Below are 13,118 nucleotides of genomic sequence, written 5' to 3'. Positions count from 1 at the left end.
GATGATGCCGAGGCCCGGCTTGCGCCGGGCCTCGTCGCTTGGCGGGAGGGGGAGGACGAGAATAGGCTGCTTTCCTATTCTCCGCCGCCAAGCGAATGGATGTAGACCGCCAGTTCCTTGACCTTGATCTCGCCGAGGCGCGCGCCCCAAGCCGGCATCACGCCGTGTTTCGGTGCGGTTACCTGGGCGGCGATGGCCGCTTCGCCTGACCCGTAGAGCCAGATGGCGTCGGTCAGATCTGGAGCGCCGAGTTCCTTGTTGCCTTTTGCATTGTCGCCATGACAGGCCACGCAGTTTTCGGCAAAGACCTTTGCGCCCGGCGCGACCAATGCTTGATTGACGACGGCCCCCGACAGACTGGCGACGTAGGCGCTGACCTGTTTGATCTGGTCGGCGGTGATGATGTCGGCAAAGGCGGGCATTTCCGACAGGCGCGTATCCGGATCGGAGGCGAAGCGAATGCCATGGGTGATCGTCTGCTGGATCTGGTCCGCCTTGCCGCCCCACAGCCAGTCGTCGTCGTTGAGGTTGGGGAAGCCCTTGGAGCCCTGGGCGCCGGAACCATGGCACTGCACGCAATTGAGCTTGAACGCGGCACCGCCGGCGGCGACGGCGAATTCGCGCAGCGTGTCGTCCGCCGCGATCTCCGAAACACTTTTCGCTTCTATCGCGGCGACATATTTGCCCTTGGCCGCTTCAGCCGCGGACAACTCGTTCCCGACATCGTTGCGGCTGGAGTAGCCGAGCACCCCCTTGGTTGCCGTGTGCAGCAGAGGCCATGCCGGATAGGCGATCGTGTACCCGATCGCCCAGACTATGGTGATGTAGAACGTCCAGACCCACCAGCGCGGAAGCGGGTTGTTGAGCTCCCGGATGCCGTCCCACTCATGACCGGTGGTTGAGATGCCGGAAACCTCGTCGATGTGATCGCTGCTCATGATCAGTCCTCCTTCAGAGGAATTTGAGCTGCTTCGCCGGCTTGCCTGCGGCTTCCGGGACGAACTGCAAAGGCAACAGATCCGATGAAGAAAAGAGCCATGGCAAGTAGGCCCCAGCTGTCGGCAAACTCCCGCATGAAATTGTACGTCATGGCCATTGTCCTCAGCGGTAGCCGGCGGTCTCATCGTAGTTCTTGAAATCGACCAGCGTGCCCAGCATCTGGAGATAAGAAACCAGCGCGTCCATTTCGGTGACTTGCTGCGGGTTGCCGTCGAAGTCGCCGATCTTGGCCTTGGGGTAGCGGGCCTCGAGGCCGGATGTGTCGGCGTTGGGATCAGCCTGCGCCATCAAATCGGCAGTGGCGTTAGCGATCATGTCGTCGGAGTAAGGGACGCCGACGCGCCTGTTGGCGACCAGATGCGTCGAGAAGTCCTTCACCGCGATCGGCTTGTCCTTCAGGAAGGCATAGCTCGGCATGATCGATTCCGGCACCACGGACCGTGGATCTGTCAGGTGATCCACGTGCCACAGGTTGGAATACCGGTCGCCAACGCGGGCGAGATCCGGTCCGGTGCGCTTCGATCCCCACTGGAAGGGGTGGTCGTATATCGACTCGGCCGCCAGGCTGTAGTGGCCGTAGCGCTCGACCTCGTCACGGAACGGCCTGATCATCTGGCTGTGGCAGAGGTAGCAGCCCTCGCGGACATAGATGTTTCGCCCGGCAAGTTCGAGCGGCGAGTAGGGGCGCATGCCTTCCACCTTCTCGATCGTATTATCGAGATAGAAGAGCGGCGCGATCTCGACGATGCCGCCGATTGTCACGACCAGCAGCGACCCGAGGAGGAGAAGTGTAGCGTTCTTCTCGATGACCGCGTGTCTGTTCATCAACCTCATTTTCTGTCTCATCATCGCGCAAGCTGGAGGGCGGGGGTGGAGCGCGGCATCGGATCCTGCTCGCGCCGGTAGCCGAGGATGGTCATGGCGATGTTCCAGGCCATGATCAGGGTGCCGGAGAGGTACATGGCCCCACCGATGGCGCGCATGATGTAATAAGGGTGCATAGCGGCCACGGTTTCGGCGAAGGAGTAGACCAGGAAGCCCTGCTCGTCGTATTCGCGCCACATCAGGCCCTGCATGACGCCGGACACCCACATCACCGCGGCGTAGACGACGATGCCGAGCGTCGCCAGCCAGAAATGCCAGGTGACGAGCCTGAGCGAATAGAGGCGTTCACGGTTCCAGAGTCTCGGCACCATGAAGTAGATTGCGCCAAACGAGATCATGCCGACCCAGCCGAGCGCGCCGGAGTGAACGTGGCCAATGGTCCAGTCGGTATAATGCGACAGAGAATTGACCGTCTTGATCGACATCATCGGGCCTTCGAAGGTCGACATGCCGTAGAAGGCGATGGCCATCACCATCATGCGGATGATGGGATCGGTGCGCAGCTTGTCCCACGCGCCCGACAGCGTCATCAGGCCGTTGATCATGCCGCCCCATGACGGCATCCACAGCATGATCGAGAACACCATGCCGAGCGTCTGCGCCCAGTCGGGCAGGGCGGTGTAGTGCAGGTGATGCGGCCCGGCCCAGATGTAGAGGAAGATGATTGCCCAGAAATGGACGATCGACAGACGGTAGGAATAGACCGGCCGGTTGGCCTGCTTGGGCACGAAATAATACATCATGCCGAGGAAGCCGGCGGTTAGGAAGAAACCGACGGCGTTGTGGCCGTACCACCATTGCGTCAGGGCGTCCTGGACTCCGGAAAATGCAGAATAGCTCTTGGAGCCGAGAAAGGAGGCCGGCATCGACAGGTTGTTGATCACATGCAGCATCGCGATGGTCACGATGAAGGAAAGGTAGAACCAGTTGGCGACGTAGATGTGCGGTTCCTTGCGCTTCAGGATGGTGCCCAGAAACAGGATCAGGTAGGCGACCCAGACGATGGTCAGCCAGATGTCGACATACCATTCGGGTTCCGCATATTCGCGGCTCTCGGTGATGCCGAGCAGATAACCGGTCGCGGCCATGACGATGAAGAGCTGGTAGCCCCAGAACACGAACCAGGCGAGATCGCCACCGAACAGCCGAGCGCGGCAGGTGCGTTGGACGACATAGAGAGACGTGCAAAGCAACGCGTTGCCGCCAAAGGCGAAGACGACGCCCGAGGTGTGCAGAGGCCGCAAGCGGCCGAAGTTGAACCAGGGCTGGATGTTGAGATCGGGATAGGCAAGCTGCAGCGCGATGACCACCCCGACCAGCATGCCAACCACACCCCAGAACATGGTGGCGATGGCGCCGTAGCGGATTGGCCCGTCCATGTAAGCGGACGGGTCGATCGGAGCGGCAGGCTTGAACTCAGTGTTGCGCAGTAGGATCGCAGTGAAGCCAGCCAAGGCGAAGAACAAGACCCACATATGCTGGCGAAAGGGTTCATCCACCCCAGCGCCAGCCGCCACCAAAGCCGCGAATGCGAACAGGCTTAGAAGCACGATTTCTTTGCCGAATTTCATCGCAAGCCCCGATTTCCAATTCCGGCGGATGCCAAACCGCGGTGTCTTATTGCGCAGCCGTCGCCTGCTCGCCCTGATCCATGTCAGAGCCGCACCATTTTGCTCGAGCAGCATCGAGTTCGGTGCGATCAGACTGCGACAATCGAATGTGGAAGCGCACCACCGGCCGCTCGTTTATGGATGGGACCTGGCGTCCCCGGTCGGGCCCCGGGTGCGGAGGCGACCGCGGGCGTGTGGGGGAGCGCACCTTCTGCGACGCTGGAAAGCAGGTCGACGCCTTACCGAACCCCGCGTTCAATGCCTTGGAACAGCCAGCGCCAGCGTTACGCTGCCGTCGTGACATTGGTGGCTTGGGGAGACGGCGATTTTCCCCTGCGGATGAGGCGTATTGACTTCGGCCAAGTGTGGATGCTTCGCCGACGAGCCGAAAGGCAACTGGCGCATACGATCGGATGGAGAACGGGCTGTCGCTACGCGACTTCTTCTGAGGCCAACGCGAGCATGCCCTGCCCCGGATGAAGTAAGTGACGGGGGCCATGCAGCTTCTGCGTCATTCAAACCGCTGTAGCGCCTCGGCCGCCGCAGCGCCGTTCCAGCCGGCTCATGCTGTCCACGGTGACGCGGCGGTTGTTCTCGATCCGAATCACGCCGTCCATTCTCAGGCTGGTCAGCTGACGGCTCACGGTCTCGTTTGTGATTCCAAGGAAATCAGAAATGTCGGCACGCGTCATCGGCAGCTCGAAGCACGTCGAGCTAGCCGTCGGGTCAACATTGGAGTCGATGTTCCGGGCAATCATGAGGAGAAAGCTCGCCACCTTCTCTGGTGCGGTCTTGCGCCCCAGAGTCACCATCCATTCGCGTGCCTCGTCAAGTTCGTTCAGCGCCTGCTTGAGCAGGCGATGCACAAATTCGGGTGACTGCTTCATCATCCGTTCGACGGCCGCTCTGGGAAACGAGCATAGCGAGACAGCTGTTGCCGCTTCCGCATTGATCGCACTTTTCATCTTGAAGGGCCGACCCAGAAAATCCGGGGCGAACTGCAGGCCGACAATCTGTTGGCGTCCATCTGACAGGCTCTTCGTGAGCTTCACCACGCCTGAAAGCACGTTCGAATAACAGTCGATCGCCTCGGCGTCGCCGATCAGTTCGACCCCCGGCTCGATATTGTGCCGCGACGACGTCTTGGCGAGCTGAGCCAAATGGTCTGGCTCTAGCGCGCCACAGACACCGCGGCGCCGTGCCTCGCAAGACAGGCAAAGAACGGGGATGCCGGAACTGTGAATATCCTGCCGTAATGTCATTCGATCGCTCTACCGGTCCGTGCGGGCAGGATAGCATCCACGGTAGAAAAATCCTTGCGGCAGTTTGTCCGTGCTGAAGGTTGATCGAAATCAGGGCTTAGGCTCATCCAAGCATCCACAGTTCGGGCGATGCAAACACGGTGGACCACGACATGCGACAAAAGCTAGTTGCCAGATTTGGCGAGAACGTCCCGCGATACACGAGCTACCCGACCGCGCCGCATTTCAATGCAAGCGTTGACGCTACCGTTTGTCGTGGCTGGCTACAGGGGCTCGACGAGGGCGACGAAATCTCGCTCTATCTGCACATCCCATACTGCGACAAGCTTTGCTGGTTCTGTGCCTGCCATACCAAGCAGACACGCCATTACGAACCGGTGACCACATATCTGCGCTCACTGCATGCCGAGATCGCCACCGTCGCCAGTCTTGTTGGAGGCAAAGGTCGTGTGCGTGCCGTCCATTTCGGCGGTGGTTCGCCGACGATGCTCAAGCCCGAAGATATGGTGGCGCTGGGAACCGCCCTGCGCAACAGCTTCGGCTTTCTTCCCGGCGCCACGATCAGCGTTGAAATCGAACCCAACGATATGGACGATGCCCGCCTCGATGCGCTTGCCGAAATCGGCATGACCCGTGCGAGCCTCGGCGTCCAGGATTTCGATCCGAAGGTGCAAAAGGCGATCAACCGCGAGCAGAGCTTCCTGCAGACCAAGACGGTCGTCGACGGCGTTCGTTCGCGCGGCGTCGAATCCGTCAATCTGGACCTGCTCTACGGTCTGCCGCACCAGACCAGGGAAAGCGTCGCTTCTACGGTCACGCAGGCACTGACCCTGGAACCGGATCGGATCGCACTGTTTGGCTACGCGCATGTACCGTGGTTCAAGAAACATCAGACGATGATCGACGAGGCCTGGTTGCCGGGTCCCGCGGAGCGCTTTGCCCAGTCGCAACTGGCTGCACAGGCGATTGTAGACAATGGATACGAGGCAATCGGGCTCGACCATTTCGCCAAACCCGGCGATGCCCTGGCCCTTGCCGCCCGCACCGGGACTTTGCACCGGAACTTTCAGGGCTACACGGACGATTGCTGCGAAATCTTGATCGGGCTCGGCCCGTCATCCATTAGCCAGTTTCGGCAAGGCTATGCGCAGAACATGCCTTCAACCAGCGAATATAGACGCATGGTTGATGACGGTGGGCTGGCCGCTGTTCGGGGTATCGCACTTTCCAACGACGACCGCGTTCGCGGCTGGATCATCGAACGTTTGATGTGCGACTTCGCCTTCTCGGCCATCGATCTGGTGGAACGCTTCGGCGAGGCCGGCCAGAGGCTCCTCCTTCAGTCAAGTTCCATGGCCCTCCACGATCCGGTTCGATTGCTTGAACTTGATGGCGACAGATTCGTTGTGCCGGCTGAAAGTCGCCCTTTCGTCCGAAGCATCGCGGCCAGGTTCGACAAATATTTCGAAGCTGGAACGGCCAGGCACTCGGCGGCAGTCTGAGCACTCAGAGGAACGGTCATGCCTCTCAGTCGATCATGGACCGCGGTACGTTTGTTGATCGGCGACCGTCTATCGAGACAAGATTCTGAGCGGACCAGACGCGTCTTGGCGCAGCGACGATATCGTCCGCTCGAGCCCTGCCTGTCGGATCATGGTTGTCGGCGACAGCTCCCTTCGACCTGAACCACCCGTTCACCCGAATTCTGCCGGCGCAGTTCCAGTGGAAAGGGCCTGGGCTAGACGGCTCTCTTGTTACCCCAGAGCACAACGTGCAGCTGCGGCAGCACGCGGGCCTCGAACCATCTGTCGCGGGTCACGCTGTCAACCAGCCACTCCATGCGCTTCAATATTCCGTCAAGGTCGACAGGCGCGTCATCATTTGTGGGGTGTGGCGGCGTGTGATTGCCGGGCTGCAGATAGATCGGAAGTTGCGGAAATTGCGCAGCGGCGTCTTTCGCGTAGGTGTAGTCCCTTTCGTCGAAAACAATGAGCTTGAGCACGACTTGGGGCTTGCCTTGTGCCGCCTGGAGGCACGCCTCGACAGCGGCCCAATCTGTCGTCATTCGGCTTGACGGCGGCTTTGGGCTGAGGATCAGCACGTCAAGCTGCGCAAACCAGTCCCTGGCAAGCGACCCTTGGGTTTCCAGCGCAAAACGGTAACCGTCACCATGGCCCCGGTCGATGAGCGCGCCGAGCGGCTGGATGGCCGGATTGCCGCCTGATAGCGACACCATCAGCGGGCGGCCACCGGAAAGGGCAAGCACATTTTCCCACACCGCCCCAACGGACATCATCTCCCATTCATGGCGGAATTGATTGTCCACAGCATGGAGGCTGTCGCACCAGGAACAGCGATAGTCACACCCGCCGGTTCTGACGAAGATCGTCGGCAAACCTATGAGCACGCCCTCGCCCTGGATCGTCGGCCCGAAAATCTCGCTAACGCGGATTGCGGGATGAGTATTCGTCATGGCCGGTATTCCGCCCAGGTTTTCGGCGTTTCGCTCACCCGCACGGCCGCGGTTTCGCTCAGGCGTGCCTTGCACCAGTCGTAGAAATGTCTGGCCAGATATTCCGCCGTGACTTGCTCGTGTCCCAGCACGTCGTTGAGATGCCGGTGGTCGAAGCTCTCGTCGATGTAGCGTTTGAATGGCGCCAAGTCGTGGTAGTCGCGCACGAAGCCGTGATCGTCCAGTCCATCCGCTGAAAGCTCCACTTCGACGATGTAGTTATGTCCGTGCAGGCGCGCGCATTGGTGATCGGGTGGCAATGAGGTGAGCTGATGCGAGGCTGAGAAGTGGAATTCCTTGGTGATGCGGAACATTACGCGGTGGTCCTTCGCAGCGCTCCGAGCCAGAAGTCGGAGTCCTCATACTCGGTTGGGTCCGGGTGCCCAGCGATGTGAAACGCCTCACGCCGCTCGACGCAGGTCCCGCACCTCCCGCAATGACGCTCGGCGCCCTTGTAACAGGACCAGGTCTGCGCAAACGGCGTGCCGTATGTGGCTCCATCCGTAACAATGTCCGCTTTCGTCAGGTTCACATAGGGTGCATAAAGGCGAATCTGCGCGTAGCCGTCGAGCGCGTGGTCCTGCATCATCTGGAAAGCGTCGATGAAGGCCGGACGGCAATCGGGATAGACAACGTGATCCCCACCATGCACGGCCGTCGCCACTGCGTCAGCGTCTTGCGCTGCGGCGAGGCCGAAGGCAATGGCCAACATGATGGCGTTCCGGTTGGGCACCACCGTTATCTTCATCGTGTCTTCGGCATAGTGCCCGTCGGGCACGTCCACATTGTCGGTCAGCGCGGAGCCGGAAAGGTCGCCGCCGATCTCGTGGATATCGATGATTCGCTGCGGGACACTCAGGCGCTCCGCGCAAAGGGTGGCGAAGCCCAATTCCTTCCTATGCCGTTGGCCGTAATCGAACGATAGCAGGCCGGTCAGCTGGTGCTCCGCTGCCACCTTGTGGGCAAGAGTAACGGAATCCAATCCGCCGGAGCAGACGACGAGAGTCTTCATCGTTGGGTCCTTGTTTTAACCGGGTAGGCTGCGACCGGAGATTTCTCTGCGCTCCAGTACTTCAGGAAAACCATTTTGTGAAGTGAACGGAGACCAATTCGTGCGCTTGCGTGCGATGCGCAAAAAGCCTTCGCGGTGAGCTGCAAGGACACGGACTGGCGAGACGTCACCCTTCAGCGGAATGCTCAAAGTCGAACGCTTCTCGGGGACAAAGTTCTCGACGAGCAGAGCCTGTCGGTCCCGAGCGCCGAGCGACGCCATTGCAACGGTTTCGGAGTACAAAGCCGAGATGGGCTTGCCGCAAACAGCTCACTTACCAGGGATGTTCAGCGATGCCGAAATCCAGATATCGGGGTGGATTATGAGATCAATTGTCGCGACAGCTTTGGCTGGCCTGCTCCTCGCGCTTCGTAGATGCAGCGCATTCCACGTCAGGATCATTTTGATGAGCACGCCCTTAAGGGATAACCGGCGAACCCTGAATAACCGTCGTGAGCCGACATCTGTGAACAAGCGGTGTGGTCGATTGCAATCACCCATGTCTTGCGCACAGGTACCTTATGGCAGTGGATGAACTGAACTTGATGGTTTTACAGATGGCAGTCGAAAGCGTCCGCTCGCTCTCGTTGAGCTTCGCTGAAAAAGCCGCCGAAATAGCCACCAGGAGCCGCGGCAGCCTGCTTTTCAACGTGCGGATCGACGGTGACGCGCAGGTCCAGCGGGTCGCAGCCATCCGATACCACGGCGGCCAATTCGGCGTGCTGGCGTTAGACGGACACGGCCTAGTTACCCACTATTGCATCGTTAACGGTATGTTCTCACATTACATTGCGGCCTTGGAGAGCTGGCACAGGATGCCCCTGTCGATGCAGGCCAAGATGGATGCCAACGGCAATGCCCGTCTCTTCGTAGCGGCGTTGCGGGATGCCGGACATATGCTGGGCACCTAGCATTTGGGCAGAGTGCATCTCTGAATTTGCAAGTGCATCACTGCGATGGCGCCGGCATGATCGTCATGCTCGAAAAGGGCTGCGGCGGCCGCGGCAAAGCGGTCGCCGCGATGATGGTGTCAACGGCGTTGCATCGATGCGAGCGTTTAGAACAGAGGTCTCCTCCTGGCATCGAGCGCATGCAAGGAGCTACGCAAGCGCAAATGTATCAAGTATTTTGAAGGGACGACCCCTCATGCATACTTAGCTGCGATGCTCGGGCGGCATAAGCCTCGTTGCCATCTAGCCGCCTTGATGCACGGCGATAAGCTTTTGACGGCCTGAAGCGACGCTGTGGTCGCCGTTGCGGTGCTTTTCCACGCGCCTCGTCAGGCGCCGGGATTGCTCCGGCGTGATGGCAGGCGGGGGACGAAGCGGATATCGCCACCGTGGGCGCCGACCTCGACCCGCGCGATGATGCGCTCGACGCGGCTCCAACTAGCGGCTCCGTCAACGAACTTCTTGAACCTGCGGACCTTGCCTGTCTTGGCCGACGCTTCGAAGCGCGCGGTCGTGCTGGCCTCCAGATCCGCGACATGCTTGCGCAGGGTCGGGGTGGGCGCGAGGCCAAAGATGAAGTCGACGTCGTTGGCGCGGCACCAGTCGATGACCTGCGGGTTGCAATAATGGCTATCGCCGCGGAGCAGGATTCGAATGTTCGGCCAGTTGATCTGGATCGCCCGCACCAGACGGCGCAGGTGGGGGCGGATCTCAGCCCCACTCGGCCGCTTGGCCGGTCGCAGGATCGCGCTGACGAACCGTCCCGCACCATCGAACACGACGATCGGCTGGAAGCCGTACTCGTCATGGTGGGCATTGAACAGGCGAAGCTGTTGGCCTCCGTGCACAGCGTCGAAGGTGTCGTCAATGTCGAGTACGATCCGCTTCGGCACTTGCCGGAACGAGGCGCAATAGAGATCGACCATCGCCCGCCCCATCGCGACCAGCTCCCGCACCCCGGGTAGGTTCTCCAGCCGGCACAGCGTCGATTGCGACGCCAGATCCCGACCCGACGGCAGCGCATCCTGGGCCATCTTGAAGACCGGATCGCGGCGCAGCCGGTTGGCGTCGTTGCCGTCCTCGTAGCCGGCGCCGATCATCTTCATGCGAAAGCCGATCATGTCCGCCAGGCTGTGGACGACCTGGTCCGGGCAGCACGGATCGTCGATGCAACGCGCCAGACGCTCGGCCACCCGCAACCGCTTTTCCACCTCGGCCAAGGCCAGAACGCCGCTGTGGACGACAGCATGCCGCCGTCGAAACGGGCGACGACGGACTTGCCGCCGACTAAAAACCGCTCAGCGGCAGCGCAAGATCGTTCATGGTAGGTGTGGTCTCCGGGAAATTTCGGATCGGCTTAAGCAACCAAATCCTACGTCATTTCAACGGGCTTGCGCCACATCCACCAACCCCCATGAATTTGGTTAGGTTGATGCTGCGTGCCGCCGCCGTGAGGCCGCGCTCGCTAAGCAGCGCGTCGAGAACGACGAGAAGATTCAGATCGACCCCTTTGAAACGCATGTCTTAGCTATCCATAGCGTGGATGAATTTGATTGAAACAAACGATTTTACCAATTTTCCGGAATGTCGCATGGACCTGGCAGGACCTCACGTGCGCCGATCACTGCCTCTATCGCGTGGCGAGTCCCTTGAGAAGAGCCCGAAAGAGGAAATCTGTCGCGTGCGGTGGAGATTGTACTGGGAATGGAGGCAGCGCTCCAAATCATGTCGAACTCTCCGACGAATGGCGACCGGTACAATAGTTGATCGCAACTGGTCCGGAGCTATGAAACATCTCGATTACATATGAGGTGCCGAGTGAATACGCTGACAGCACCCACCGTCGCAGCGTTTAGCTGACGTTTGACGACGGTTCCTATCCATTTACACGCAGATTCTTGATGTGCTGGCGCAAAAGCGGGAGGCCGGCGACTTTTCTTCGTCATCGGGCTGACGCCGCTGAAGCCGGTACTCGTCCGGTTCCTATGGGCATTGGGCTTGGTCGGCGCACAGGCTCTATGAGGGGCAATTTTGGCAACGCGACGCGACTCGGGTTTTGAACGACGCCGAAACGCAAGCTGGAAAGGAACAAGATGGCAGATCAACTCGCCAACGAGATAATCGCAATGATCAATAAGCGCGCCGCGTCGGAGGGCGGCATAGCGCCTGCCACGGGCGGCGAAATAACGGCTGCCACGGGACTGACTTCGCTCGGTATCGATTCACTGGGATTGGCGGACGTTCTCTGGGACCTGGAGCAGGCCTACGGCATCGAGATCGAGATGAATACGGCCGAGGCATGGTCGGATCTCCAGAATGTTGGGGGCATGGTGGAAGCCGTGCGCAGCTTGCTCCCTACGGGGGTGTGAGTGGACAGGCGCGTCGTGATTACTGGGATTGGCGGGATTTGCGGGCTTGGAACCAACGCCGCCGCCATTTGGACAGAGATGCGAGAAGGCCGCTCCGCCATCGGCCCAATCGTCAACTCCGAGTTCCATGAATTGAGGGTCAGGATCGGTGCCGAGATCAAGGCCCTGCCGGAGCATGACATCGACAGCAAGCAACTCATCTCCATGGACCGCTTCAGCCTGCTCGCTGTGCTTGCGGCGCGCGAAGCCATGCGTCAGGCCGGACTTTCCTCCAAAGAGGGAAATAGCTATCGCTTCGGTGCGACGGTGGGCGTTGGCGGCTGCGGGTGGGATGCGATCGAGCAAACCTACCGCGCCATCCTTCTGGGCGGTAAGCGTGCCGCTCTCTTGACTGTACCCAAGGCAATGCCGGGTGCCGCTGCCGGCCAGGTCAGCATGAGTCTCGGCCTGCGCGGGCCGGTCTTCGGCGTCACGTCCGCCTGTTCCTCGGCAAACCATGCGATTGCCTGCGCGGTGGACCAGATCAGGCTCGGCCGGGCCGACGTGATGCTTGCCGGCGGCAGCGAAGCGCCGCTCATATGGGGTGTGCTGAAGGCATGGGAAGCGATCCGCGTGCTTTCGCCCGATACTTGCCGGCCATTCTCGGCCGATCGCCAGGGCCTGTCGCTTGGTGAAGGCGCCGGCATGGCGGTGCTGGAAAGCTACGAGCATGCCTTGGCTCGGGGCGCCACCATCCTTGCCGAAATTGCCGGTGTCGGCCTTTCCGCCGATGCGTCCGGCATCGTCGCGCCGACTGTCGAGGGGCCGGAGGCAGCAATGCGGGCCTGCCTTGCCGATGCCAAGCTGGACGCCGAGGATGTCGACTATCTCAACGCGCACGGCACCGGCACCAAGGCCAACGACCAGATCGAGACGGCGGCGATCAAGCGCGTCTTCGGTCAGCACGCCTTCTCAATGTCCATTTCTTCTACCAAGTCCATGCACGCGCATTGCCTCGGCGCGTCCGGCGCGCTCGAGTTGATCGCCTGCGTGATGGCTATCCGCGAGAGCGTCGTCCCGCCGACTGCCAATTATCGTGAGCTGGACCCCAATTGCGATCTCGACGTCACGCCCAATGTGGCACGCGAGCGCAAGGTGCGCGTGGCACTGAGCAACTCCTTCGCCTTTGGCGGCACGAACGCGGTTCTGGCGTTCAGGCAGGTGTAGAAGCCATGAAAGATGCTTCCGGCAACATTATCTCTCGCATCCAGATGCTTGCCGGATAACCTTGTGAAGGGCGGGTCATTGACCGCCTCGGCGAATGCGGGAAGTGGCAGCGGAAGATCAAGGATCCGGGGGTATCGTCTTTGCGAAATTCTTAACTGTTGAACCGGCTTGGACGTACCGCCGCCCCGTAAAAGGTAAGCGAGGCCATGCGGGCTCGGCTTGAGGGTCTGGAGCTGTACACGACAATGTCTGGAAGCCGCAGGGTCGGCTCTGC

Annotated in this window: 13 protein-coding genes and 2 pseudogenes; 5 read left to right on the top strand and 10 right to left on the bottom strand. The window is 60.5% G+C overall.

Annotated elements, in window-relative coordinates; translation table 11 throughout:
- Nucleotides 1-74 precede the first annotated feature (74 nt).
- The 5 genes from ccoP to NLY37_RS29405 all read right to left on the bottom strand — a co-directional run bounded on the left by ccoP (nt 75) and on the right by NLY37_RS29405 (nt 4,756).
- Nucleotides 75-938, bottom strand: coding sequence for a cytochrome-c oxidase, cbb3-type subunit III (gene ccoP / locus NLY37_RS29425; RefSeq protein ID WP_023685550.1), 864 nt, complete (start codon nt 936-938; stop codon nt 75-77).
- 2 nt (nt 939-940) lie between these two features.
- A complete protein-coding gene (locus tag NLY37_RS29420) occupies nt 941-1,090 on the bottom strand; it encodes a CcoQ/FixQ family Cbb3-type cytochrome c oxidase assembly chaperone (protein ID WP_023690689.1) in 150 nt (49 codons plus the stop codon).
- A gap of 11 nt (nt 1,091-1,101) precedes the next feature.
- Nucleotides 1,102-1,833 (bottom strand): cytochrome-c oxidase, cbb3-type subunit II, encoded by a 732-nt coding sequence (ccoO, locus tag NLY37_RS29415; RefSeq protein ID WP_023740421.1) that lies wholly within the window; start codon nt 1,831-1,833, stop codon nt 1,102-1,104.
- Nucleotides 1,834-1,844: 11 nt separating this feature from the next.
- On the bottom strand, nt 1,845-3,455 hold the full coding sequence (gene ccoN / locus NLY37_RS29410) for a cytochrome-c oxidase, cbb3-type subunit I (protein WP_023740420.1): 1,611 nt from the start codon (nt 3,453-3,455) through the stop codon (nt 1,845-1,847).
- A gap of 554 nt (nt 3,456-4,009) precedes the next feature.
- Nucleotides 4,010-4,756 (bottom strand): Crp/Fnr family transcriptional regulator, encoded by a 747-nt coding sequence (locus NLY37_RS29405; protein ID WP_023740419.1) that lies wholly within the window; start codon nt 4,754-4,756, stop codon nt 4,010-4,012.
- A gap of 152 nt (nt 4,757-4,908) precedes the next feature.
- Between NLY37_RS29405 and hemN the strand changes: the two genes are divergently transcribed.
- The gene (hemN, locus tag NLY37_RS29400) at nt 4,909-6,258 is read left to right on the top strand and encodes an oxygen-independent coproporphyrinogen III oxidase (RefSeq protein WP_023740418.1); all 1,350 of its coding nucleotides are present in this window, start codon (nt 4,909-4,911) and stop codon (nt 6,256-6,258) included.
- 236 nt (nt 6,259-6,494) lie between these two features.
- Here the strand turns inward: hemN and queE are convergent, their stop codons facing one another.
- The 3 genes from queE to queC are packed head-to-tail and all read right to left on the bottom strand — an operon-like array spanning nt 6,495 to nt 8,280.
- Nucleotides 6,495-7,229: a 7-carboxy-7-deazaguanine synthase QueE gene (gene queE / locus NLY37_RS29395; RefSeq protein ID WP_023673553.1), complete on the bottom strand. Its 735-nt coding sequence runs from the start codon at nt 7,227-7,229 to the stop codon at nt 6,495-6,497.
- On the bottom strand, nt 7,226-7,582 hold the full coding sequence (gene queD / locus NLY37_RS29390; RefSeq protein WP_023673552.1) for a 6-carboxytetrahydropterin synthase QueD: 357 nt from the start codon (nt 7,580-7,582) through the stop codon (nt 7,226-7,228). Before queD ends, queE begins: the two co-directional genes overlap by 4 nt.
- Entirely contained in the window at nt 7,582-8,280 is a 699-nt protein-coding gene (gene queC / locus NLY37_RS29385; RefSeq protein ID WP_023697800.1) for a 7-cyano-7-deazaguanine synthase QueC, read from the bottom strand. The genes queD and queC overlap by 1 nt, the downstream gene beginning before the upstream one ends.
- Before the next feature lie 560 nt (nt 8,281-8,840).
- Between queC and NLY37_RS29380 the strand changes: the two genes are divergently transcribed.
- The gene (locus tag NLY37_RS29380; protein ID WP_023673549.1) at nt 8,841-9,230 is read left to right on the top strand and encodes a hypothetical protein; all 390 of its coding nucleotides are present in this window, start codon (nt 8,841-8,843) and stop codon (nt 9,228-9,230) included.
- A 56-nt stretch (nt 9,231-9,286) separates the two neighbouring features.
- Complete coding sequence (locus NLY37_RS29375) at nt 9,287-9,451, top strand: hypothetical protein (protein WP_023685557.1); 165 nt, start codon at nt 9,287-9,289, stop codon at nt 9,449-9,451.
- Nucleotides 9,452-9,637: 186 nt separating this feature from the next.
- Here the strand turns inward: NLY37_RS29375 and NLY37_RS29370 are convergent.
- A pseudogene (locus tag NLY37_RS29370) lies at nt 9,638-10,592 on the bottom strand (IS1380 family transposase); the annotation flags it as partial.
- Nucleotides 10,593-10,688: 96 nt separating this feature from the next.
- Nucleotides 10,689-10,790: pseudogene (locus NLY37_RS29365) on the bottom strand (LysR family transcriptional regulator); the annotation flags it as partial.
- A 572-nt stretch (nt 10,791-11,362) separates the two neighbouring features.
- Between NLY37_RS29365 and NLY37_RS29360 the strand changes: the two are divergent.
- Together NLY37_RS29360 and NLY37_RS29355 are read left to right on the top strand one after the other, a co-directional pair.
- On the top strand, nt 11,363-11,638 hold the full coding sequence (locus tag NLY37_RS29360) for an acyl carrier protein (protein WP_023740414.1): 276 nt from the start codon (nt 11,363-11,365) through the stop codon (nt 11,636-11,638).
- On the top strand, nt 11,639-12,844 hold the full coding sequence (locus NLY37_RS29355; RefSeq protein WP_023740413.1) for a beta-ketoacyl-[acyl-carrier-protein] synthase family protein: 1,206 nt from the start codon (nt 11,639-11,641) through the stop codon (nt 12,842-12,844).
- The last annotated feature ends 274 nt before the right edge of the window (nt 12,845-13,118 follow it).

It is taken from the genome of Mesorhizobium sp. C395A (assembly GCF_030323205.1).
GTDB lineage: Bacteria > Pseudomonadota > Alphaproteobacteria > Rhizobiales > Rhizobiaceae > Mesorhizobium.
Note: the sequence above shows the minus strand (reverse complement) of the source record. Positions and strands in the feature narration are given on the sequence as shown.

Coding starts and splice junctions, on each gene's coding strand:
- ccoN (WP_023740420.1), bottom strand. CDS start 3,455: ATGAAATTCGGCAAAGAAATCGTGCTTCTAAGCCTGTTCGCATTCGCG.
- NLY37_RS29380 (WP_023673549.1), top strand. CDS start 8,841: ATGGCAGTGGATGAACTGAACTTGATGGTTTTACAGATGGCAGTCGAA.
- queC (WP_023697800.1), bottom strand. CDS start 8,280: ATGAAGACTCTCGTCGTCTGCTCCGGCGGATTGGATTCCGTTACTCTT.
- ccoO (WP_023740421.1), bottom strand. CDS start 1,833: ATGAGGTTGATGAACAGACACGCGGTCATCGAGAAGAACGCTACACTT.
- NLY37_RS29420 (WP_023690689.1), bottom strand. CDS start 1,090: ATGACGTACAATTTCATGCGGGAGTTTGCCGACAGCTGGGGCCTACTT.
- NLY37_RS29405 (WP_023740419.1), bottom strand. CDS start 4,756: ATGACATTACGGCAGGATATTCACAGTTCCGGCATCCCCGTTCTTTGC.
- NLY37_RS29360 (WP_023740414.1), top strand. CDS start 11,363: ATGGCAGATCAACTCGCCAACGAGATAATCGCAATGATCAATAAGCGC.
- NLY37_RS29375 (WP_023685557.1), top strand. CDS start 9,287: ATGATCGTCATGCTCGAAAAGGGCTGCGGCGGCCGCGGCAAAGCGGTC.
- queE (WP_023673553.1), bottom strand. CDS start 7,229: ATGACGAATACTCATCCCGCAATCCGCGTTAGCGAGATTTTCGGGCCG.
- ccoP (WP_023685550.1), bottom strand. CDS start 938: ATGAGCAGCGATCACATCGACGAGGTTTCCGGCATCTCAACCACCGGT.
- queD (WP_023673552.1), bottom strand. CDS start 7,582: ATGTTCCGCATCACCAAGGAATTCCACTTCTCAGCCTCGCATCAGCTC.
- hemN (WP_023740418.1), top strand. CDS start 4,909: ATGCGACAAAAGCTAGTTGCCAGATTTGGCGAGAACGTCCCGCGATAC.